Annotated in this window: 17 protein-coding genes; 8 read left to right on the top strand and 9 right to left on the bottom strand. The window is 72.9% G+C overall.

Annotated features, from left to right (window positions below; all coding sequences use genetic code 11):
* The first annotated feature begins 13 nt into the window (after positions 1–13).
* Together ACQP00_RS35250 and ACQP00_RS35245 are read left to right on the top strand one after the other, a co-directional pair.
* A complete protein-coding gene (locus ACQP00_RS35250) occupies positions 14–466 on the top strand; it encodes an Lrp/AsnC family transcriptional regulator (RefSeq protein WP_433204070.1) in 453 nt (150 codons plus the stop codon).
* The gene (locus ACQP00_RS35245; RefSeq protein WP_433204067.1) at positions 463–1,239 is read left to right on the top strand and encodes an SAM-dependent methyltransferase; all 777 of its coding nucleotides are present in this window, start codon (positions 463–465) and stop codon (positions 1,237–1,239) included. The genes ACQP00_RS35250 and ACQP00_RS35245 overlap by 4 nt, the downstream gene beginning before the upstream one ends.
* Here the strand turns inward: ACQP00_RS35245 and ACQP00_RS35240 are convergent.
* The gene (locus ACQP00_RS35240; RefSeq protein ID WP_433204064.1) at positions 1,236–1,811 is read right to left on the bottom strand and encodes a GNAT family N-acetyltransferase; all 576 of its coding nucleotides are present in this window, start codon (positions 1,809–1,811) and stop codon (positions 1,236–1,238) included. The two genes, ACQP00_RS35245 and ACQP00_RS35240, sit on opposite strands and share 4 nt — an antisense overlap.
* Before the next feature lie 59 nt (positions 1,812–1,870).
* On the opposite strand from ACQP00_RS35240, the gene ACQP00_RS35235 reads away from it, so the two are divergent.
* Positions 1,871–3,985, top strand: a complete 2,115-nt coding sequence (locus ACQP00_RS35235) for a methyl-accepting chemotaxis protein (RefSeq protein WP_433204061.1) — start codon at positions 1,871–1,873, stop codon at positions 3,983–3,985.
* Here the strand turns inward: ACQP00_RS35235 and ACQP00_RS35230 are convergent.
* Entirely contained in the window at positions 3,933–4,472 is a 540-nt protein-coding gene (locus ACQP00_RS35230) for an AAA family ATPase (RefSeq protein ID WP_433204058.1), read from the bottom strand. The two genes, ACQP00_RS35235 and ACQP00_RS35230, sit on opposite strands and share 53 nt — an antisense overlap.
* A 33-nt stretch (positions 4,473–4,505) precedes the next feature.
* On the opposite strand from ACQP00_RS35230, the gene ACQP00_RS35225 reads away from it, so the two are divergent.
* Positions 4,506–5,366 carry a ketopantoate reductase family protein gene (locus tag ACQP00_RS35225; RefSeq protein WP_433204055.1) on the top strand — a complete coding sequence of 287 codons (861 nt, stop codon included), beginning with the start codon at positions 4,506–4,508 and terminating at the stop codon, positions 5,364–5,366.
* 65 nt (positions 5,367–5,431) lie between these two features.
* On the opposite strand, the gene ACQP00_RS35220 is transcribed toward ACQP00_RS35225, so the two are convergent.
* Together ACQP00_RS35220 and ACQP00_RS35215 are read right to left on the bottom strand one after the other, a co-directional pair.
* Positions 5,432–6,451 carry a hypothetical protein gene (locus ACQP00_RS35220; protein ID WP_433204052.1) on the bottom strand — a complete coding sequence of 340 codons (1,020 nt, stop codon included), beginning with the start codon at positions 6,449–6,451 and terminating at the stop codon, positions 5,432–5,434.
* A gap of 363 nt (positions 6,452–6,814) precedes the next feature.
* A complete protein-coding gene (locus tag ACQP00_RS35215; RefSeq protein ID WP_433204049.1) occupies positions 6,815–8,080 on the bottom strand; it encodes an MFS transporter in 1,266 nt (421 codons plus the stop codon).
* An 83-nt stretch (positions 8,081–8,163) separates the two neighbouring features.
* On the opposite strand from ACQP00_RS35215, the gene ACQP00_RS35210 reads away from it, so the two are divergent.
* Positions 8,164–9,150, top strand: coding sequence for an ArsR/SmtB family transcription factor (locus ACQP00_RS35210; RefSeq protein ID WP_433204046.1), 987 nt, complete (start codon positions 8,164–8,166; stop codon positions 9,148–9,150).
* Here the strand turns inward: ACQP00_RS35210 and ACQP00_RS35205 are convergent.
* Positions 9,127–9,714, bottom strand: a complete 588-nt coding sequence (locus ACQP00_RS35205; protein ID WP_433204043.1) for a TetR family transcriptional regulator — start codon at positions 9,712–9,714, stop codon at positions 9,127–9,129. The genes ACQP00_RS35210 and ACQP00_RS35205 overlap by 24 nt on opposite strands.
* 63 nt (positions 9,715–9,777) lie before the next feature.
* Between ACQP00_RS35205 and ACQP00_RS35200 the strand changes: the two genes are divergently transcribed.
* Positions 9,778–10,998, top strand: a complete 1,221-nt coding sequence (locus ACQP00_RS35200; RefSeq protein ID WP_433204040.1) for an MFS transporter — start codon at positions 9,778–9,780, stop codon at positions 10,996–10,998.
* Positions 10,999–11,032: 34 nt separating this feature from the next.
* Here the strand turns inward: ACQP00_RS35200 and ACQP00_RS35195 are convergent, their stop codons facing one another.
* Together ACQP00_RS35195 and asnB are read right to left on the bottom strand one after the other, a co-directional pair.
* The gene (locus ACQP00_RS35195) at positions 11,033–12,016 is read right to left on the bottom strand and encodes a magnesium transporter CorA family protein (RefSeq protein WP_433204037.1); all 984 of its coding nucleotides are present in this window, start codon (positions 12,014–12,016) and stop codon (positions 11,033–11,035) included.
* Positions 12,017–12,042: 26 nt separating this feature from the next.
* A complete protein-coding gene (gene asnB / locus ACQP00_RS35190; RefSeq protein WP_433204034.1) occupies positions 12,043–13,908 on the bottom strand; it encodes an asparagine synthase (glutamine-hydrolyzing) in 1,866 nt (621 codons plus the stop codon).
* Between the two features lie 105 nt (positions 13,909–14,013).
* On the opposite strand from asnB, the gene ACQP00_RS35185 reads away from it, so the two are divergent.
* Together ACQP00_RS35185 and ACQP00_RS35180 are read left to right on the top strand one after the other, a co-directional pair.
* Positions 14,014–14,712, top strand: a complete 699-nt coding sequence (locus tag ACQP00_RS35185; RefSeq protein WP_433204031.1) for a response regulator transcription factor — start codon at positions 14,014–14,016, stop codon at positions 14,710–14,712.
* Positions 14,713–14,876: 164 nt separating this feature from the next.
* A complete protein-coding gene (locus ACQP00_RS35180; RefSeq protein WP_433204028.1) occupies positions 14,877–16,514 on the top strand; it encodes a sensor histidine kinase in 1,638 nt (545 codons plus the stop codon).
* On the opposite strand, the gene ACQP00_RS35175 is transcribed toward ACQP00_RS35180, so the two are convergent.
* Together ACQP00_RS35175 and ACQP00_RS35170 are read right to left on the bottom strand one after the other, a co-directional pair.
* Positions 16,497–18,404: a potassium transporter Kup gene (locus ACQP00_RS35175; RefSeq protein ID WP_433204025.1), complete on the bottom strand. Its 1,908-nt coding sequence runs from the start codon at positions 18,402–18,404 to the stop codon at positions 16,497–16,499. The genes ACQP00_RS35180 and ACQP00_RS35175 overlap by 18 nt on opposite strands.
* 63 nt (positions 18,405–18,467) lie before the next feature.
* Positions 18,468–21,983 carry a LuxR C-terminal-related transcriptional regulator gene (locus tag ACQP00_RS35170; protein WP_433204022.1) on the bottom strand — a complete coding sequence of 1,172 codons (3,516 nt, stop codon included), beginning with the start codon at positions 21,981–21,983 and terminating at the stop codon, positions 18,468–18,470.
* Positions 21,984–21,988 lie beyond the last annotated feature (5 nt).

Here is a 21,988-nt window from a genome sequence, read left to right as displayed (position 1 = left end):
AAGGATTTTGCGCGTGGACGCCATTGATCGGAAGATGCTTGCGCTGCTGCAGGAAGAGGGGCGGCTGACCGTCACCGAGCTCGCCGGGCGGGTGGGGCTCAGCGTGTCGCCCTGTCACCGGCGGCTGCGGGACCTGGAGGAGAAGGGCGTCATCACGGGGTACCGTGCACTCGTCGACGCGGACGCCCTCGGGCTGAAGTTCCAGGCGCTCGTGTTCGTGACCATGCGGCAGGAGGACCGCGAGACGCTGCTCGGCTTCGAGGCGGCCGTCGCGCGGATCCCCAACGTCGTGCAGGCGCAGCGGCTCTTCGGCGACCCCGACTACCTGCTGCGGATCGTGACCGCGGACCTCGCGGCGTACCAGCAGTTGGAGGACGATGTGCTCGCGGTCCTGCCGGGCATCCAGCGGCTCAACTCCACCCTGGTCATGAAACAGGTCGTCGCCGATCGGCCGCTGCCGGCATGAGCCCGTTCGAGCGGCCGCACCCGGCGCGGGTCTACGACTACCTGCTCGGCGGGCGCGAGCACTTCCCCGTCGACCGGGCCGCCGCCGAGGCCGGGCTGCTCGCCAACCCCAGCAGCCGCGTCCCGCCCCGGGAGAACCGCGGGTTTCTGCGCCGGGTCGTGCAGCACCTCGCGGCCGAGCACGGGGTGCGGCAGTTCCTCGACATCGGCACCGGCATCCCGACCTCGCCCAACGTGCACGAGGTGGCCCAGCAGATCGCCCCCGACGCGCGGACCGTGTACGTCGACAACGACCCGATCGTGCTCGCCCACGCGGGCGCGCTCCTGCGCGGGCACACCGCGTACGTCGACGCCGACCTTCGCGACGTCGACCGGCTCCTGGCCGCGCCGGGGCTGCGGGACACCATCGACCTCGGCCGGCCGGTGGCCCTCATGCTCGTCGCGATCCTGCACTTCGTGGAGGACGAGGACAAGCCGTACGACATCGTGCGCCGCCTCGTCGACGCGCTGCCCGCCGGCAGCTTCCTAGCCCTGTCCCACCTGACCGGTGACTTCGACGCGGCCGCGTGGGAGCGGGTCGCCGCCGTCTACGCCCGCGACGGGGTGGCGATGCGGGTCCGGTCGCGCGCCGAGATCGCCGGCTTCTTCGACGGGCTCGAACTGCTCGAACCGGGGCTGACCGTGGTGAGCCGCTGGCGCCCCGACGCCGAGGTCGACCGCCGCGCCACCGACGCCCAGGTATCCGTCTACGGCGGCGTGGCCCGCGTCCGCTAGAGCAGATCGCCCGGAATCAAGCTGTAGACCGCCATGTCCGCCCTGGTGCCGCGGCGGGTTGGGGTGAGATTGCGCAGTACACCTTCGAATTGGAATCCGGCGGTTTCGGCGGTGCGCAGGGACGCCGTGTTGGCCGTGTCCGCCTGCAGGTGCACGCGTTCCAGGCCGCACTCGGCGAGTGCCCAGCGGGCCACCACGCCCGCTCCCTCCGCCGCATAGCCGCGGCCCCGGCCCCACGGCGCCGTCCAGTAGTGGATCTCGGCGGTGCGGGCCTCCCAGTCGGCCCCGAACAGCAGCACGTGCCCGACCAGGCGGGTGTCGCCGCGCGGTACCAACGCGAAACCGACGCCCTTGCCGTCCAGCCGCTGCTGCTCGACCCCGCTCGTGCACCACGCCGCCGCGGTGGGCAGGTCGGCCCCGGCGTAGGGGTAGCCGATCGGCGCGCCGTCGATGAACGCGGCGTCCTGCCAGGCGGCGTGCACGTCGGGCGCGTCGGCGGCCACGAACGGGCGCACCAGGAGCCGGTCGGTGGTCAGGACGGTGCTGGGGAAGATCTCGTCGGGCCGGAGCATGCCCGAAACATAGCTCCTGTCCGGCTCAGGTCGCCCGCGCCGGTGCCGATCGGCCCGGTATGCAACTGCGTCATCGGCTGCTCGCCCTCGGCGTCGGGGGCACGGCGGTCACCGCGCTCGTGCTCTTCGGCGTCGGGGCGGTGGAGAGCGGCCGGTTCGGCGCCGACGCGCGCGACAGCGTGTCGGCCCTGACGCGCACCGACCTCGACCACGTCTCCGAGGGCGTCACCCGGCTCGCCTCGGCCGTCGGCGAGGGCGTGCAGGACAGCGTCGACCACGCCCAGCAGGCCGCGATCGCCGAGCTCGGGCGGCTCGGCGGGATGCGCCTCGCCCCGCAGACCGTGGCCTGGCCGGCGACGAACCAACTGACCCAGGCCACCAGTACCGTCGTGCTGCCCCGCGTCACCGTCGGCGGCACGTGGCTGGGGCAGAACCGCGACCTGAACACGCCCACGCCGGTCGTCGACGACATCCGGGGCGTGGTCGGCGGGACCGTCACCCTGTTCCAGCGCATGGACGCGGCCGGCGACCTGCTGCGGGTCGCCACGAACGTGCCGAACAAGGCGGGGCAGCGGGCCATCGGGACGTACATCCCGGCCGTGACCGCCGACGGCACCCCGAACGCCGTCGCCGCCGCGATCCGGGACGGCAAGCCCTACCGCGGCGTCGCGCTCGTCGTGGACACCTGGTACGTCACCGGCTACGACCCGGTCAAGGACACCGCCGGCGCGGTGATCGGCGCGATCTACTACGGCGTGCCGCAGGCCGAGGCGATCGACAGCCTGACCCGGACCATCGCCGCGACCAAGGTCGGCACCAACGGCAGCGTCGCGGTGTACTCCACCAACGCCGCCGACCGCGGCCGGGTCATCGCCTCCAGCATCCCCGCCGAGGTGAACCAGGCGCGGCTGGACGCCAAGGACGCGGCCGGCGTCGCGTACGTCGACCAGATCACCACCGAGGCCCCGAAGCTCGCCGCCGGCGCCACCTGGCACGCCTCCTACCGGCTGCCCGGGGCGACCGGCGCGGCCGCGGCCGAGAACGACGTGACCGTCACGTACTACGCGGCGTACAAGTGGGCGATCGTCACCCGCTCCTACGACCCCGACGCGGCCGCCCTGACCACCCCGCTGGACCGGGGCCGGCGCGGCATGCTGGTCACCTTCGCCGTGGCCGCGCTGCTGCTCGCGCTCGTCGTCGGGGCGATCGCCTGGTTCTGGGCGCGCCGGGTGGCCGGGCAGCTGACCGGCATCACCGGCGCCCTGGACCGGGTCGCGGAACGGGACCTGACCACCACCGTGCCGGCCGGGGACGGCGACGAGGTCGGCCGGATGGGCCGGGCCCTCAACACGGCGGTGTCGCAGCTGCGGGGGTTGCTCGCGGACATCAGCGGTACCGCCGCCGAGGTCTCCTCCTCGGCCGCCCAGGTCGCCGCGGTGGGCGACGAGCTGGGCGGGGCCGCGGCCGGTGCGGCCCGGCAGGCGGGGTCGGTCGCCGGCTCGGCCCGCGACGTGACCGGCAACGTGCAGACCGTCGCCACCGGCTCCGCCGAGATGGCCGCGTCGATCGGCGCCATCTCCCGCAACGCCGGCGAGGCGGCCCGGGTCGCCCAGGACAGCGTCGGCCTCGCCCGGGAGGCCACGGCGGTGATGGGCCGGCTCGGCGAGTCCAGCACCCAGATCGTCGACGTCGTCAAGGTCATCTCCGGGATCGCCGAGCAGACGAACCTGCTCGCCCTGAACGCCACCATCGAGGCGGCCCGGGCCGGCAAGTCCGGCAAGGGCTTCGCGGTCGTCGCCGGCGAGGTGAAGGAACTCGCCCAGCAGACCGCCCGCGCGACCGACGACGTCACCTCCCGGGTGGCCGCGATCCGCGCCGACACCGACGGCGCGGTCGCCGCCATCAACGCGATCACGGAGGCGATCGGCCGGGTGAGCGAGTTCCAGCGGGCCATCGCCGCGGCCGTGCAGGAGCAGACCGCGACGACGGACGCCATGCAGCGCAACGTCCGGCACGCCGCCGAGGCCAGCGGCGCGATCGTGGCCGACATCGACGGGGTGAGCAGCAGCGTGGCGACCGCGCAACACGCGGTGGAGACCTCCCGTTCTGCGGCCGCGCGGCTCAACGCGAGCGCCGCCGCCCTGTCGTCGCTGGTCGGCCGATTCCGGCTATGACCTGCGCGACCCTCGCCTCGAGCGGAGCGGGCGGGATGTCGACGAGCTCGTAGCCGAGCCGCTGGTAGACGTCGGCGTGGATGCGCTCGAACCGCCTCGCATCCTCCAGGCCGATGCGGCGGGCCCGGGTGGGGACGATGCAGTCCATCAGGCGGACGAAGAAGACCCTTCGCTGGTACCGGCTGTGGCGCACGGTGTTTTCGAGTTCCGGCGCCGGTTGGTGGCCCAGGTACTCGGCGAGCGCGAGGGTGCAGATCGGCGTGCGGTCGAGGACCTGGATCGCCTCGCGCCGCGCGTGCTCGCGGTCGATCTGCAGCTGCAGGATCGTGCGCAGGAAGCGCGGGGTGTCCTGCTCGATGCCGGGCACCGTGCCGATCACATGGGTGGCGGCCTCGTCGACGACGGCGTAGCCGCGGAGCTTGAGCGCCTCGGCGATGGTGGTCTTGCCGGCACCCGGTGCTCCGGTGAGCACGAATCTGCGGATCATGTGCTGGCTCCTTTTGCGGGTAGCTTCTTGGGCATGGCGAAGGTGGCGATCGTCGGCCCGGGCGGGGTCGGGGGATTGGTCGGCGCACTGCTGGCGCGGGCCGGTCACGAGGTGGTGTTCGTGGCCCGGCCGGAGACGGCGGCGCTGCTGAACGCGCGCGGCATCGAGGTGCACAGCGTGCGGTACGGGGAGTTCACCGTGCCGGCCAGGGCGGTCACGCTCCTGGAAGCGCCGGTCGACCTGTGCGTGATCGCGACGAAGGCGACGACGCTGCAGGACGCGCTGGACCGCGTGCCGGCGGGCGGTGCCTCGCTCATTCTGCCACTGCTCAACGGCGTGGACCACATGGAGGTGCTGCGCACGCGGTACCCGTCGGCGCGGGTGGTCGGCGGCTCGATCCGGGTGGAGAGCACCCGTACCGCTCCCGGCCGGATCTCCCACACCTCCGATTTCTGCCTGGTCCAACTGGCGGGCGACGGGGCTTCGTCGATCGCGGACTGGCTCTCGGGCGCGGGGCTGGATGTCACGGTGCGTGACGGGGTTGCGGAACTGCTGTGGGATAAGCTATCGCTGCTCGCTCCGCTGGCATTGATCACCACGGTTGCCCGGGCGAGCGTGGGCACGGCGCGCGAGATGCGCCGCGACGACCTGGTCGACATCGTGGCCGAGGTGACCGCGGTGGCCAGGGCGAACGGCTGCCAGGTCGACGCCGAGACGATGCTCGGTGTGATCGACCAGATTCCGGCGCCGATGAAGTCCTCGATGCTGCGCGACGCCGAGGCCGGCCGCCCCTTGGAGCTGGACGCCATCGGGGGTGCGGTGCTGCGGGCGGGGGCGTCGCTGGGGATCCCGACGCCGGCGACGGCGCGGGTGGTGGCGGAGCTCCGCTCCTAGTAGCTCGACTTTTTTTGGCACACTACGCTGGGTGATCGGGGCGAAGATCGGTTAGGTGGGCACTGTTAGGGTTGAGAAAACGGAACGCCCAACCGACCTGGCCCACCTGCGTAGTGGTGAGCGACCGCGTGAAACGCCTCCTTCTTCTTCCGCTGCGGCGTCGTGACCAGGCTGAATCCGCTCATGTCGAGGTCGAACCGCGGATCGGCGTCGTGCGTCAACAGCGGCTCGTCAAACTGCGTGACGAACGCCCCGGCGACGCGCATGCGCTCGAAGATCGCGAGGTCCTCGGCGACGCGGCGGGCTTGGAGCGCCTCGTCGCGCAGGGGGCCTTTGCTTGCCTGAGGTCGGGTGGCTTTGCCGGCTTGCGGGTGGGTGGTTTCGCTGGATTGCGGGTGGGTGGGTTCGCCGGTTTGCAGGCGGGCGGCTTTCCCGGTTTGCAGGCGGGGCCGGATGAACGGGACCCGGCGCGCGGATAGGGCAACGGTCGGCCAGCTGATCAGGCCGGTGGTGAGCAGGTCCGGATCGAGCTCGGCGCCCCGGTACGCCCGCATCCCGAACTCGGTGATCACCAGCGGCTTGCCGTGCCGGAGGTGACGCTCGAGAATGCGCTCGTAGTGCGGCTCGGAGGTGACGTACCGGTAGTGATCGACCCCGACGAAGTCGAACAGCCCCCAGTCGACCCGCTCGAACGGCAGCGACGCGTAGCTGATCGGCCCGCCGAACTCCCGCCGCGCCACCGCCGCCGCGTCGGCCAGAAACTTCGCGAGCGGCTCGACGTGCCGGCCGGCGCGGATCGCGGCGGCGGGGTTCTTGGTGCGGGCGGCGAAGGTCCGGCCGGGGAGGATGCCGCGCAGGAAGAACGAGGCCTCGGTGGCGACGCTGAGCACGACCCGTTCGCGGCGGCCGGCCATCGGCGCCGCGGCCGCACTCGCACTCGCACCGACGCCGGCCGCGGTGCGGATGGTTTCGGCGTGGCGGGCGGCTTCGGCCAGGTAGGCGAGGGTTCGCTCCGGGGTGTGGTTCCACAGCTCGGGTGACAGCCACACGTCGAGGCCCAGGTCGAGGGCGTCCTCGGCGGCCATGGTGAGGCGGTCCAGGTCGCGGCCGCAGAGCTTGACCGTGTTGGCGTGCAGGTCGTCGCGGATCGTGATCAGGTCCTGGCGGGTTTCGGCGCGGTCGAAGTGGGGGCGCCAGGCGAAGCCCAGGTGGCGGCCGGTGTCGTAGAGGACGCCTTGGATTTGCATGAGGGCAATCGTGCGCCTTTGCGTTGCTTGTCGCCAGGATGCTGTGCCGGCGTGCGGGCTACTTGCGTCAACTTAGGTCAGGGACTTGCGTCAACCTAGGTCGAGAATCGGTGGGCTGAGTCGTGGTTGGTGACGCAAGTGTTGACCGTCGTTGCTGAGAGCCGGGATTCGGGTGGCCGGGCGCGGTCGGCTTGCGGTGACCTAGGTCGTGGTTGGTGACGCAAGTTCGGCGGATGAGGAGGGAGAAGGAGAAGAGGGAGAGGAGGGGGTGCGCGGCGGGGAGAGTGCAGGTGAAAGCGGCGCGACTGGGTCCGGGCGGCGGAAGGCTCTCGCCAGGAGCAGGGACACCGTGATGGACGCGGCCGCCATCAGTGTCATCGCTCGGCCCGGCGGCATCAGCTGGGCCACGGCGCCCGCGACGGTGGCGCCCACGGCCTGCATGGTGAACATGCCCGAGCTGTGCAGGCCCAACGAGTGGCCGCGCAAACCAGGTGGCGTCAGGTCTACCAGGCGGTCCTGGAGCAGAAGGCTTCCGCAGTACCCTACCGAGGCTACCGTCACCAGCAGTACCGCTGTCCACAGTGGAAGCGTCACCGCGAACGCCAGGTAAGGCAGGGCCAGCAGCAGCTGGACCGGTGTGGTGAAGCGGCGGCGCAGGCGGGGCGGTAACCAGCGGCCCGCGAAGGCGTCGCCGGCCAGCATGCCCAGGGCGGCCGCTACGAACAGGGCGCCCGCCGCGCGTGGGGAGTACGGGACGAACAGCGCCTCGCAGCCCACGATCAGGCCGTTCGGGACCCAGAGTCCAATGTAGACAGCGCGGCGCGGGCGGGAGGAGAGCAGTTCGCGGTTGCCCTGCCAGGTTGCGCGGATCGAGGCGCGGCCCGTGGACCTCGGCGGGCGGGGGGAGAGGCCGAACCTGGCGATCGCGGCGGAGGCGACGTTGAGCAGGGCGCCCACGAGCAGTACCGACGACGGGGAGAACGTGGCCAGGAGCAGGCCGCCGCCCGCGAAGCCCGCGATCTGCATGGCGCCCACGGACATGTTGAGCAGGGAGCGGCCCAGCAGGTAGCCGTCCGCCGGGACGATCTCCGACAGCAGGCCGAAGCGGACGCCGCCGCCGATCGAGGCTGACAGGCCCTGGGCCAGCACGACCGCCAGGACGGCGCCGATCGGCAGGTCCGGCACGGCCAGCAGGGCGGTGGTCAGGGCGGCGAAGGCGGCCAGGCCGGTCAGGGCGGTCCGCGGTGGCAGGCGGTCCGCCGCCGACAGCAGCGTGGCCGCGCCGATGACCTGGGCGAACGAGGCGCCGAACATGCTCAGCGCGGACAGCAGCGGGGAGCCGGTCCGGCCGTACACGAGGGTCGCCAGCGCGATCCCGCTCACCGTCTGGGCCGCGACCTGGGCCGACACGGTGGCGAACAGGGCGGTGAACTCCCGGGCGGCGAACAACTCGCGGTACGTGCGCATGATCCGCAGTCTGCTGGCCCCCGCCACCAGTCGCGTAGAGTTTCGGACAGGAACGAAACAAAAGACAGGCGAACCAAGCAATCATGGGGTACTGGTGGATCGACGCCGACGTCCTGGCCAGCAGCCGGTTCGTCGTGTCACCCCTGGCCGAGACCGTCGGCTGCCTGGCCGCGATCAACGGCCAGCACCGCGTCTCCCCGGCCCAGCGCGACTGGCTCACCGAGGCGCTCCCCGCGTTCCGGCGGCGGTGGGGCGAAGACCCGTTCGCGCTGCCGTTCCTGCGCGACGCGATCCGGCCCGGCTGGCTCGCCGACTTCCTGGTCAAGCCGCCGCCGTCCGACGCGCCCACGTTCGCCGAGGAGCTGGCGCGGGTCGCCGACACGAGCGATGAGCGGGCCCGGCTCGACCTCGCGGAGCAGCTGGGCCGGCCGCTCGCGCCGGTGCTCAAGGGCGACGGGCTGGTCGAGCGGGCCGTCGAGCTGGTGGACTGGGTGTGGCGGCATACGGTACGACCGGCGTGGCCCCGCATCCGGCGCGTCTTCGAGGCCGACATCGTGGCCCGCACCGACCGGCTGTCGACCGGCGGCTGGGCGGCGGTGCTCGACGGCATGCGGCCCGGGATGCGCTGGCTCGGCGACGGGCGGCTGCAGATCAACACCTATGACTACCCGCCGAAGGACGTCACCGGCAGCCGGCTGCTGTTCGTGCCGACCACGGCCGCGCGCGGCTGGGTGGGCTGGGAGGAGCCCGGCAGCGTGCACGCGGTCGTCTATCCGTGCACGGGGTGGATGGCTCAAGATCCCGCTCTGGTACCCCCAGAGGCCCTCGCCCGCCTCATCGGTCCCGCCCGCGCCCGCATCCTGACGCTCCTGGCCGCACCGAAGAGCACCACCCAGCTCGTCGCCCTGACCGGGCAGACCCTCGGCTCGGCCGGCGGGCACCTGCGGGTCCTGCGCGACGCCGGGCTGGCCGCGCGCCGCCGGTCCGGCCGGTCGGTGCTCTACTACCGGACCGCGCTGGGCGACGCGCTGTGCGCGAACGGGCACTCAGCCGAGGTACCGGACGAGTAGGTTCTTGAGCTCGTCCAGCACGAACTGGTCGCCGCCGGGGTCCGTGCGGAACGCCTGGTTCAGCATGAACTCGGTCAGCCGCACCGCCAGCAGGAGCCGTCCCCGCAGCAGGCCGTCGTCGGGGAGGCCGTAGTGGGTGGTCAGCACGCCGTACAACCGGGAAGCTAATTGCTCGTCGTTCTCCGCGCTGGCGCCGGGCGTCATGCGCAGGGCCTGGGCGCCGAGGGAGACCTGGCGGTAGCCGGGTTCGGCGCGGAAGAACTCCGCGAACGCCTCGGTGATCCGCCCGGCGAACCCGGCAAGCGTCGGCGGCGGCGCGGCGACCTGCGCGTCCATCAGCTCCAGCACCTTGGCCAGCCACGACTCGGACAGCGCGTAGAAGATCGCGTCCTTGTCCGGGAAGAACCGGTACAGCGACCCGACCGACACCCCCGCCCGCTCCGCGATCGTCCGCGTGCCGATCTCGTCGAACGGCACCTCCTGCAGCAGGGCGGCGGCCGCGGCCAGCACCCGCTCCCGCTTCTCGCGGCTGCGCTGCTGCTGGGGCTCGGTCCGCATCTGCATGGCGGGACCGATTGTCGCACGACCCCTTGACTCGATCTCGAAAGCTGAACCAGACTCTGGTTCATGTTCAGGCTACTGTGGCTCGCGGCGGTCACCTCGGCCCTCGGCAACGGCATGCGCTGGGTGGCGTTGCCGCTGCTGGCCGCCGGGCAGACCGGCGACCCTTGGACCGTCTCGCTCGTCACCGCGGCCGAGCAGCTGCCGTGGCTGCTGTTCGGGCTGTTCGCAGGGGTCCTCGCCGACCGCCTCGACCGCCGCCGGCTGGCGATCGCCGGCGACCTGGGCCGGGCCGCCGTCATGGTCCTGTTCACCGCCGCCGTGGCGTGCGGGTTCGCCCCGATCGCCGTCATCGCGGCCCTCGGCTTCGTGCTGACCTGCGGCGACACGGTCGCGAGCGCGGCCCTGGCCGGATTGCTGCCCGCGGTGGTACCCGCAGATCAGCGCGCCACCGCCAACGGGCGCCTCGCCGCCGGGGTGCAGGTCACCGACACCCTCATCGGCTCGACGGCGGGCGCCGCGCTGTTCGGGGCGGCGGCCATTGCACCGTTCGCCGTCGACGCGGCCACGTTCCTCGCCTCGGCCGCCTGCCTGGCACTCCTGCGTCTCCCGGCGAATGCAAGCCCGGCGGCTGCAAGCCCGGTGGAGGCCCGCCCGGCCGCCGCCCGCGTCCGGCGGGATCTGACCGAGGGGGTGCGGCTCATGTGGGCCGAACCGGCGGTGCGCGGGCTGTGCTTGTTGCAGGCGGTCATCAGCATCGCGTACGCCGGGATCCTCGCCGTCCTCGTCCTGTTCGCCACCCGCGGGCTCGGCCTCGGACCGGCCGGGTTCGGGCTGCTCGTCGCCGTGTTCGCGGTCGGTGGCGTGGCCGGTGGCGTCGGCGCGGGGCGGCTCGCGGCCCGGTTCGGGCTGCGCCGGTGCCTGCTCGTCGCCGTCGCGGTCACCGCGCTGTGCGTCGCCGCGCTCGGGCTGGCCGGCGGGGTGGTCGTCGCGCTGGCCGCCGCCGCGCTGCTCGGGGCCGGGTCCACGGTCGCCGACGCGATCGGGGCGACCATGCGGCAGCGGCTCGTGCCCGACGCGTACCTCGGCCGCGTCACCAACGCGTTCCGCATCGTCGGGCTCGGAGCGGCACCGGCCGGGGCGCTCGGGGCCGGGGCCCTGGCTCACGCCTACGGCCTGCGCACGCCGTTCCTGGCCGGCGCCGTGCTCGTTCTGGCCGGGCTGGCCGCCTGCGCGCCGCAGCTGCGCGACACCGAAACCCGCGAGATCAACGTGGGCGAGCGGTGAGCCGGCGAGGTCAGCGCGGACGAGATCGGCGGGGTCACCACCAGCCCTGGCGTTTGGCCCAGCCCAGCAGGGTCGCCGACATGACGGCCATCAGCAGCAGGACCGCGATCAGGTGCGACGTCTGCGTGTGGTCGCTGACGATCAGGTTCATGCCGTAGACCGAGGAGAGCGCCGTGATCGGCAGCGTGATCGCCGCGATCACCGCCAGCCGCTCCGCCGCGATCGTCATTTTGGTGTCGGTGCGGGCCTTGTAGTACTCGATGACGCCCTGCAGGTATTCCCGCTCGCCGTCGGCGACGCTGCGGACGCGGCCGAACTGGTCGACGACGTCGGTGATGAGGTGCTGGGCGTCGGGGGCGATCCCGCGGGGCAGGGTCGACATGCGGCCGTAGATGGCGCCGGACAGCGTGGCCATCGTGCGGACCGCCAGCAGGCCGTGCCGGGCCTGGAACAGCTCCTCCAGGAACTGCTCCGGGTTGCCCAGGTGGCCCGCCGTCACCCGCTGCTCGAGGCGCCACACCTCGGCCGTCACGTCCTCGACCATGGTCTCCTGCAGGCGGCTGATGGCCGAGACGACCGCGTAGGACAGCTCGAACGCGGAGGCGGGGGAGAAGCGGCCCGCCTCGATGCGGCGCAGCACGTCGCGGGTCTGGCGCAGCGGCACGTCCGGCGGGACCGCGGGGTTGACCGGGCCGTGGACCGTCACGAGGTACCGCGCTCCGATGAACTGGTCGAGCTCGACGTAGTGGACGTGGCCGCGGGCGCCGAAGTGCGGGGCGTGGATGATGACGAAGACGTGGTCGGCGTACGGGTGGATCTTCGGGACCCGGTTGCGCACGGCCGCGTCGCGCAGGGCGAGCGGATGGAAGCCGAACGCCTCCTTGAGCACCGCGGCGGCGGCCGGGTCGCAGGTGGCGATGTCGACCCAGACGATGCCGTCCTCGCGGGCCAGCAGCGCCGGCAGCTCGTCCTCGGTGTGCGTGGTGACCCCGCCGGGCAGGATCAACCGGACCTCCATGCGGCGAAGCATGCCAGCCCGCCTGGTCACCCGCCAGTGGCCGCGAGTGAACTTCGGGTCGCGGGCGCGGCCTGCTGGCGGTACCAGAGACAGAACATCAGCACCGTCCAGACCTTGCGCGAATGGTCGGGCCCGCCCCGGCGGTGCGCGGCCAGCAGGCGCTGCACGTGCCCGATGTCGATGAGGTGGTCGACGTCGGCCGTGGCCAGCACGTCGCCCGCCCACTCGCCGATCCGCCCGCGCAGCCACACCCGGGTCGGGGTCGGGAAGCCGAGCTTGCGCCGGGTCACCACCGCCGCCGGGAGCAGGCCGCGCACCGCCTCGCGCAGCGCCGCCTTCGTCGCGTCCGGGCTCAGCTTCAGCTCCGGGCCGAGGGTCGCCGCGACCTGCCAGACCGCCCGGTCCAGGAACGGCACGCGCAGTTCGAGGGAGTGCGCCATCGACATCCGGTCGGCCTTGGTCAGGATGTCGCCGGGCAGCCAGGTGTGCAGGTCGACGTACTGCATCGCGCTGACGTCGTCGAGCCCGGCCGCCGCGCGGTACAGCGGGTCCGTCACCGCCGTGTGCGGCTCGGCCGGCCCGCGCAGCAGCAGCGCCTTCTCCGCTGGGCCGAAGATACGGGCGTTGCCGTAGTACCGTTCGCCGATCGGGGTCGTCGCCCGCTCCAGGAAGCTCTTGCCGCGCACCCCCTCCGGCAGCACCCCGGCGACCGCGCGCAGCCCGCGGCGCACCGGGTCGGGCAGGCCCGCGACCCGGGCCAGGGCGTGCGGCTCGCGATAGATCTCGTAGCCGCCGAACAGCTCGTCGGCCCCCTCGCCGGACAGCACCACGGTGACGTCGCGGGCGGCGGCGCGGCACAGGAAGTACAACGGGACGATCGCGGGATCGGCGACCGGATCGTCGAGGTGCCACACGATGCGGGGCAGCGCCTCGATCACGTCGTCGTCGCGGACGAGCGTGGCGGTGAGCGGTACGTCGAGGGCGGCGGCGGTCTCGGCGGCGTGTTCGATCTCGCTGTACCGCGGGTCGTCGAACCCCGCCGTGTACGCGCGCAACCGCGGGTGGCGTTCCCGGGCGAGCGCGACGACGGCGCTGGAGTCCACGCCGCTGGACAGGAACGCCCCGACCGGCACCTCGGCCTGCAGGTGCGCGTGCACGCTGTCGCGCAGCGCGTCCCGGATGGCCGCGGCGGCCTCGGCGGCGGGGCGCGGGGCGGGGCGCAGGGCCGGCTCGAAGTACCGGCGGATCACCGGCGCCTCGCCCGCCCGGCACGTCAGCGTGTGGCCCGCCGGGAGCCGGTGGATGGCCGGGTGCAGGGTCGCGGGCTCCGGGACGTACTGCAGCGTCAGGTAGTGCGACAGCGCCGCCGTGCCGATCCGGGCCGCCCCGCCGGCGAAGGGCAGCAGCGCCTTCTTCTCGCTGGCCAGGTACAGCCCCTCGGGTGCGCGCAGCCAGTAGAGGGGCTTGATGCCGAACGGGTCGCGCAGGGCGTGCAGGGTGGAGGTGGCGGCGTCGTACAGTACCGCCGCGAACATCCCCCGCAGCCGATGGACCGCCTCCGGGCCCCAGTAGTGGAAGGCCGCCGCCAGGACCTCCGCCTCCCCCTCGGTGGCGAAGACCGCGCCGTGCCCGGCGATGAGCGCGGCCCGCAGCTGCCGGAAGTTGTAGAGCTCGCCGTTGAACACGACCGTCCAGCGTCCCTGGTACCGCAAGGGCTGATGGCTGTGCGCCCGGTCGACGATGGCCAGGCGGGTGAAGCCGAACCACGCACCGCCCACGTGCAGCATCGCCGTCTCGTCCGGGCCGCGGTGCCGGAGGCGGTCGAGCGCGGCGGCGAGGTCGGCCGGGTCGGCGGTACCGTCGCCGCTCAGAAAGACCAGAAGACCACACATGCCGGTGGACGCTAGGAACGCGGCTGTTGGGAACCGATGAAGAACCGGTTGCCGGATCGAAACCCGAATGCGATTTCGCAGGTTCCTCACATTTGCCGGGTCACAATGGCCGGGATGAGCGCACGAATCCTGGTCGCCGACGACGACCCGAAACAGGCCGAACTGATCCGGCTGTACCTCGAGCGCGACGGGCACAGCGTGCTCACCGTCCACAACGGCCGGGCGGCGCTGGAGCAGTGCCGCTCCCGCAAGCCGGACCTGCTCGTCCTCGACGTGATGATGCCGCAGGTCGACGGCCTCGACGTGTGCCGCATCCTGCGAGCCGAGTCCGGCGTGGCGATCCTGCTCGTCACCGCCCGCTCCACCGAGGACGACCTGCTGCTCGGCCTGGACCTCGGCGCCGACGACTACATGACCAAGCCGGTCAGCCCGCGCGAGCTCGCCGCCCGGGTCCGCGCCCTGCTGCGCCGGGCCGGCATCGGCAGCCCCGGCCACCAGCGCGTGCTCACCGTCGGTGACCTCGTCGTCGACGCCGGTCGCTTCGAGGTCCGGGTGGCCGGCGAGACCGTGGTGCTCACCGCCAAGGAGTTCGGCATCCTGGAGCTGCTCGCGGGCGACCCGGGCCGCGTCTTCACCCGCGGCGAGATCATCAACCGGGTGTTCGGCTTCGAGCGCGACGTGTCCGAGCGCACCGTGGACGCGCACGTCGTCAACCTGCGCCGCAAGCTCGAGGCCGAGCCGATTTCGCCACGGTACGTCCAGACGGTCTACGGCCGCGGCTACCGCCTCGCCGAGCAGGCATGAGCTTCCGGCTGCGGGTCTTTCTGCTGACGCTCGTCGTCGCCGGGGCGGCGGCGTGAGCTTCCGGCTGCGGGTTTTTCTGCTGACGCTGGTCGTTGCCGGGGCGGCGGCGTGAGCTTCCGGCTGCGGGTTTTTCTGCTGACGCTGGTCGTTGCCGGGGCGGCGGCATGAGCTTCCGGCTGCGGGTCTTTCTGCTGACGCTCGTCGTCGCCGTGGTGGCGACCGGGGCTACGGCGTGGCTCAGCCTGCGGCTCACGGCCCAGGAGATCGCGCACACGCAGCAGGAGGCGACCCGGCACGTCGCCGACATCGCCGAGACCGTCCGCTCCTACGCCCGCCGGCACGGCACCTGGGCCGGCGTCTCCGACCGGGTGGCCCTGCTCGCCGCCGACAACAAGCAGCGCATCCGCCTGGTCAACCTGTACGGCCAGGTCACCGTCGACACCGACACCCTCGCCAACCGCGCCGCCCGCCCGGTCGTCAGCCCGCCCACCCTCATCAACCCGCGCCCCGCCCTGGCCCTGGACGCGGCGACGGCCGAGCGCGCCGGCGGCAAGATCGACGTGGTGGTGCTGGACGAGCTGACGCGGTACCGCCGGACCGTCGTCTACTCCGGCTGCCTCACCGAGAACGGCCGCGAACCGCCGCCGGTCAGCCCCGACGCCTACGGGGTGCCGTTCCCCGCCCTGAACACCGAACAGGACCCGGACTGCGCGCGCCGGGCCGACGACACCCAGCAGTACGCGGGCGACGCCGACCTCGCCGCCGTCACCGGCTGCCGCGCCGCGTCCAACCACGTCTCCTGCCTCATCCAGGCCTTCGGCGACCGCGTCGACACGTTCGCCCCCGAGCCGCTGCAGCTCTTCCTCGGCGCCGTCGACGACGACCCGGTGACCCTGCTCGGCCGCCCCCTGGCCGCGTCGATCGGGGCGGTGCTGGTGCTGGCGGTGATCGGTACCGCCCTCGTGGCCCGGCACATGGCCCGCCCGCTGCGCTCCCTGACCGCCGCCTCCCGCCGCCTGGCCGCCGGCCACCTGGACACCCGGGTGCGCACCACGGGCCGCGATGAGGTGGGGGAGCTGTCCCGCTCGTTCAACCGGATGGCCGCCGCGCTGGAGGGTTCGGAGACCGCCCAGCGCCGCCTCCTCGCCGGCGTGGCCCACGAACTGCGCACGCCGATGTCCAACGTCCTGGGCTACCTCGAAGCCCTGCAGGACGGTGTGGTACCCCCGTCGCGGGAGCTGTTCGGCTCGCTGCACGAGGAGGTCCTGCTGCAGCGGCGCATCCTCGACGACCTGCAGGACCTGACCCTGGCCGAGTCGGGCCACCTGGCGTACCGGCGCACGGACTTCGACCTGGCCGACCTGGTCGAGGCGGGCCGGGTCGCACACCTGGCCGTGGCCGAGGCGGGCGGCGTCCGGCTGACCGCCGAGGCGACCGGCCCGCTGCCGGTGCACGGCGACCAGGACCGCCTGCGCCAGGTGCTCGGCAACCTGGTCACCAACGCGCTGCGCTACACGGACCCGGGCGGGGCGGTGCTGCTGCGCGCCTTCCCCGCGGGCGACCGCGCGATCCTCGAGGTGCGGGACACGGGGTGCGGGATCGCGGCGGAGGACCTGCCGTTCGTGTTCCAGCGCTTCTGGCGCGCCGATCCGGCCCGCGACCGAGAGACGGGCGGGAGCGGGCTGGGGCTGACCATCGCCCGCCAGATCGTCCTGGACCACGCCGGCACCGTCGACGTGACCAGCACCCCGGGCCGCGGCTCCACGTTCCGCGTGACGTTCCCGCTACACGTCGATGTGTGAGCCCATGATGACGGTGCGGTCGCGGGGGAGGCCGAAGTGTTCGGCGGCGTCGGCGGTGATGTACGAGGTGGCGATGAACAGCCGTTTGCGCCAGCCGGCCATGCTCGGGTTGTCGCCGCGGCGCAGCTCGATCTTCGACAGGAAGTAGGAGGCCTGGCCCAGTTCCAGTTCGCCCTCGGTGCGGGCCGGGTCGAGCAGGCGCAGGGCGGCCGGGAGGTTCTGCGGGTCCATGTAGCCGAAGCGGACGGTCACGTGGACGATGCCGTCGTCGGCGTACCCGAGTTCGTCGACGGAGATGCGCTCCTCGTCGGGGACGCGGGGTACCGGCTGGGTCTCGATGGACAGGATGAGCACGTGCACGTGGCGGACGTGGTTGTGCTCGACGTTGGCCCGCATCGCCAGGGGCGTCGTCTCCTTGCCGCGGTTGAGGAACACCGACGTGCCGGGGACCATCCGGGTCAGGCTGGGGTCGGTGCGCAGCCGGTCGACGAACTCGCGCAGCGAGCCCTCCTCGCGCTTGCGCTGGGCGGTGACGATCGCCCGGCCCTTCTGCCAGGTGGTCATGACCGTGAACGCGGTCAGGGCGATGAGCAGCGGGAGCCAGGCGCCGTGGATGAGCTTGGTGAGGTTCGCCGCCACGAAGAGCAGGTCGAAGGCGAGCAGGAGGCCGCCGCCGCAGTACAGGAGCCAGACCGGGGTCTTCGGCCAGATCCGGTGGGCGACGTAGAAGAACATCAGGGTCGCGATCGTGATGGTGCCCGTGACCGCCATGCCGTAGGCGTAGGCCAGCGCGGCCGAGCCGCGGAACGCGAACACCAGGGTGAGCACCGAGACCATGAGCAGCCAGTTGATCCAGGGCACGTAGATCTGCCCGATCTGCTCGGCCGAGGTGTGCGCGACCCGCAGCCGCGGCAGGTAGCCGAGCTGGGCGGCCTGGGACGCGACCGAATAGGCGCCGGTGATGACGGCCTGGGCGGCGATCACCGTGGCCGCGGTGGCCAGCAGTACCAGCGGCAGGCGCAGCCAGGACGGCACGAGCAGGAAGAACGGGCCGGCGACGTTGGCCGGGTCGTCGAGGACCAGCGCGGCCTGGCCGAGGTAGCTCAGCGTGCAGGCGGGCAGGACCAGCCACAGCCAGCCGAACGCGATGGCCCGGCGGCCGAAGTGGCCCATGTCGGCGTACAGCGCCTCGGCCCCCGTCACCGACAGCACGATCGCGGCCAGGGAGAAGAACGCGATGCCGAAGTGGCCGGCCAGGAACTCCACCGCATAGGTGGGCGAGAGGGCCTTGAGGATCGCCGCGTGCCGGGTGATGCCGGCGATGCCGAACCCGCCGATGGTCACGAACCAGAGGATCATGATCGGCCCGAAGATCCGCCCGACCGCCGCCGTGCCGCGCCGCTGCACGAGGAACAGCACGATGATGATGACCGCGGTGATCGGGACGACGAACTCGCCCAGCGACGGCTGGACGAGCTTGAGGCCCTCGACCGCGCTCAGCACGGAGATGGCCGGGGTGATCATGCTGTCGCCGAAGAACAGCGAGGCCCCGAAGATGCCCAGCGCGGCCAGGAACATCGCGGTCTTGCGGCCCTCCCGGCCGGCCCGGCGGCGCAGCAGCGTGATGAGGGCCATGATGCCGCCCTCGCCGTCGTTGTCGGCCCGCATCGCGAGCAGGATGTACGTGACGGTCACGATGATCATCACGGACCAGAAGATCGTGGAGACCACGCCGTAGACGTTGGCGTCGCTGACCGGCACCGGATGCGGGTCGTCGGGGTTGAACACGGTCTGCAGCGTGTAGATCGGGCTCGTGCCGATGTCGCCGAAGACGACCCCGAGCGCACCGACGACCAGCCCCGCGCTGAGTCCCTGCTGACGTCCGCTCACGCCGTGGAAACCCCCTCGCGACCCAGTATGGGCGACAAGGGGGCATCCCGGGCGCGTTTCGTCTCAGATGATCACGCGGGCCAGTTCGGTGCGGGACCGTACGCCGAGCCGGACGAAGATGTTGCGCAGGTGGTGATCGACGGTCCGCGGGCTGACGAACAGCGCCGCGGCGATCTCCCGGTTGGTCTTGCCGCCCGCGACGAGCCGGGCGATCCGGGCCTGCTGCGCCGTGAGCGCCTGATCGTTCGCGGTGCCGTCCGGCTCGACATGATCCCCGGCCGCCCGCAGCTCGGCCGCCGCGCGCCGCACCCACGGCCCGGCGTCGTACTGCTCGAACGTGGCCAGCGCACTGCGCAGATGCTCCCGCGCCGCGGCCGGCCGGCGCCGCCGTCGCAGCTCCTCCCCGTAGAGCAGCTCGGTCCGCGCCCCCGGGAACGCGGAATCCCCGGCCAGGTGCAGCCGCAGCGCCTCCCGGAAGTGCGAGTCGGCCTCGTCGTCCCCGGCCGCGAGCAGCCCGTGACACCGCCGCGACAGCGCCAGCCAGGTCGGGTTCCCGGTGCTGCCGGCCCACACATCATAGGCCGCGAGCACCTGCCGAGCGGCCCCGTGATCGCCGTCGCCGGACCGCACGACCGCCTCCACCAGAGTCGGAATAGCCGGCACTTGTACTCCCAGATGTCCCCGCCCCACCGCCGTGCGCATGACCCCCCACAGCCGCCCGGCCGCGTCCCCGTGCCGCTGTTCGGCCACATCGACCAGCCCGGCCGCCCACACACACATCGCGCGGGCCTGACTGTCGACGTCCCCACCGGCCCGGGCCCGGCACCGCCGAACCCACTGCCGGCAGCCCGCGGCATCACCGAGCATCCCGGCAATGACGGCGAGCAGCCCACAACACTTGTCGGCCACGGCATCCTGCCCGGTAGCCCCGGCAAGCCGAACCCCCTCACCAGCCGTCGCGGCGGCCAGATCGAGATCCCCGAGCGCGAGCGCGGCAGTGGCGGCAACTTCGTGCGCGAGCGGCTCGGTGGCCCGATCCCCGACCCCGCGCGCGAGCCGGGCCGCCCGGACCGCGAGCCGATGCGCATCCTCGTCCCGCCCGGCCACAATCCCGGCCCAGGCCGCACGCACCAACGCGGTCGAATCGGCCGAGTCATCCTGGGTGGCGAGCGCGATGACCCGCCGCAGAGGCCCAGCCGCGCGGGCGGGTTCCCCGGCATACCCGGCCGCCATCGCCGCGAAGTGCTCGAACAGCATCTCCTCGTCCCCGCCCCCACCCGGCGTGACGTTCGGCCCCGCGATGTCAGCGGGCGCTTCGGTCGCCCGCTGCGCGTCGATGCCGCCGCCAGCCGCCTCGTCAGCGTGCGTGGCGGCGCGGCCCGGCGGGTTGGAGGTCGTGTAGGCGTCGCTGGCGGGCGGCGTGTTGCGGCGGGGTGTGCTGGCGGTGTGGGTAGACGCGTTGGTCTGCTGCGTCGTGTCGGTGGCGTCGCTGGCGTGTTCGTCGGTGTGCGTGGCGGCGCCCAGGGCCAAGGCGCGTTCGGCCACTTCGGCGTAGCGGTCGTGGCGGCCCGACGCTCCAAGTGCCTCGCCGGCCAGCCACAGGGCGCGCAGGGCCCTTCGGACGGGGAGTCGGGTTGCCGCCGTCAGCAGGGTTTGGACTGCGTCGCCGGGGGCGCCGGTTCGGAGCTCCATTTCGCCCAGGAGGAGCTCGCGTTCGGCGTGCAGTGCTGGAGGGACCGCCGGCGAGAAGACGGTCCGCAGCAGGAGCCTTGCCCGGTACGGCTCCCCACCTCGCCAGGCCAGGCTGGCCGCTCCCAGTGTCCACGCTGCCGCTCGCGTGGGGTTGCTGGTGAGTGAGGCTGCCCGTTCCAGCGCTGTCACTGTCTCCGGTCCACCATAATGCGAGCCCGGTGTCATCCAGGTGTCATCCACGCCCCGATCGAGAGCCACCATGCCTCGATCAGGAGCCACCAAGCCCTGATCAAGAGTCGGAGTGCCTTGCGCGATCGGTTCGGCCGCGGCAGGTAGTTCGGGAGGTTCGGTGGCGTGTGCGGTGAGCGTGTCGCCTGGGGCCAGGGCCGTCGCCGCGAGCTGCGCCGCCGGCGCGTCGTCAGGGCTCGTGGCCGTCGCCGCCAGCTCTGCCGCCAAGGCGTCGTCTGGCCCGGTGGCCGTCGCCGCGCGGTGTAAGGCGGCCGTGCGGCGGTCGGGGACCAGCGTTGCCAGGCGGTGGTGGGCGGCGTGACGGTCTGCCAAGCCGGCCTCGGCGTACACGGTCTCGGCGAACAGCGGTGGCACGAAACGCACCCGGCCGCCCTCGACGCAGACCAGCTCCGCGCGCTCCGCCGGGGCTAGGTCGGCCGCCGGGTGGCCCGCGGCGAGTAGTAGCGCCGCCGGGCACGTGGTTCCGTTGGCCGTTTCTCGGGCGGCTGCGGCGGCCAGGACGAGCACGCGCCGTGTGTCGGGTGGCATGGTGCGCAGCAGCACGCGGTACTCCCGTCGCAGGGCGCTGTCCCGGGGCGGGGTCGACGGTGGCGCCGCCTCGCCCCGGCGCTGTTCTACCGTGAGGGCCGATGCCAGCTCGGCCAGGGCGCGGGGGTTGCCGGCCGCGCGGGTCGCGAGGACGCCGGCCACGTCGCCGGCTAGGCCGGGGGCTAGGTCGCACAGGACGTACCGGCTGTCGCGTGGGTCCAGGGGCAGCAGTTGCCGGCGGGGCAGGCCGGACAGGGTGGTCTCGGCGGCGGTGCAGCCGGGGGTGTCCCGCAGGGCGAACACCACCGATACCCGCGTGCCCGCGGCCCGGCGGGCGGCCATGGCCAGGGCGTCCAGCGAGGCCTGGTCGAGGGCGTGGGCGTCGTCGACCAGCGCGATCACTGGGCCCGAGTGGGCCAGATCCCGGAGCACGCCCAGCACGGCCAGGCCGGCAGCCAGGCGGTCCGAGCGATCCGAGCGATCCGAGCGATCCGAGCGGTCGTGGCGGTCGTGGCGATGCGGTGGGTACGCCAGGCCAGCGGCCAAGGGGTCGGAGCGGTCGGAATGGTCGGGCTGGTCGGGCTGGTCGGGCTGGTCGGGCTGGTCGGAGTGGCGCGGCGGGTACGCCTGGTCGGCGGCCAGCGGGTTGTGGCGGTCGGAGCGGTCGGAGCGGCGCAACGGGTTCGCCACGCCGGCGGCCAGGTACGCGAGGCCGGCGCCCAGGAGGTCGTGGCGGTTGGAACGGTCGGAGTGGTCGTGACGGTCGGAGTGGTCGGAGTGGTCGGAGCGGCGCAACGGGTACGCCACGCCGGCGAAAGGTGAGTCGTGGCGGTCGGGGCCGTGTGGCGGGCACGGCACCCCGGCGAACAACCGGTGCACCCCGGCCAGCGGCAGTGCCGATTCCGCGAGGCAGCCCGTGACGCCCAGTACCAGAGCGTCGTCCGGCACCAAGGGCGACACCAGCGCCGACACCAGCGCGGTGCGGCCGATGCCCGGTGGGCCGGTCAGAACCAGGGCGCCGCCAGGGCCGGAGGCCAGTGCGTGCAGCGCGGCCAGGTCGTCGTCGCGGCCCCGGAGGCGAACTTTCTGCACGGTCGATGCAACAACCATGCCGC

Origin of the sequence: Dactylosporangium sp. CS-047395 (assembly GCF_050942185.1) — a bacterium.
Lineage (GTDB): Bacteria > Actinomycetota > Actinomycetes > Mycobacteriales > Micromonosporaceae > Dactylosporangium.
The sequence above is the reverse complement of the archived record's forward strand: the minus strand, read 5'-3'. Positions and strand labels throughout refer to the sequence as shown.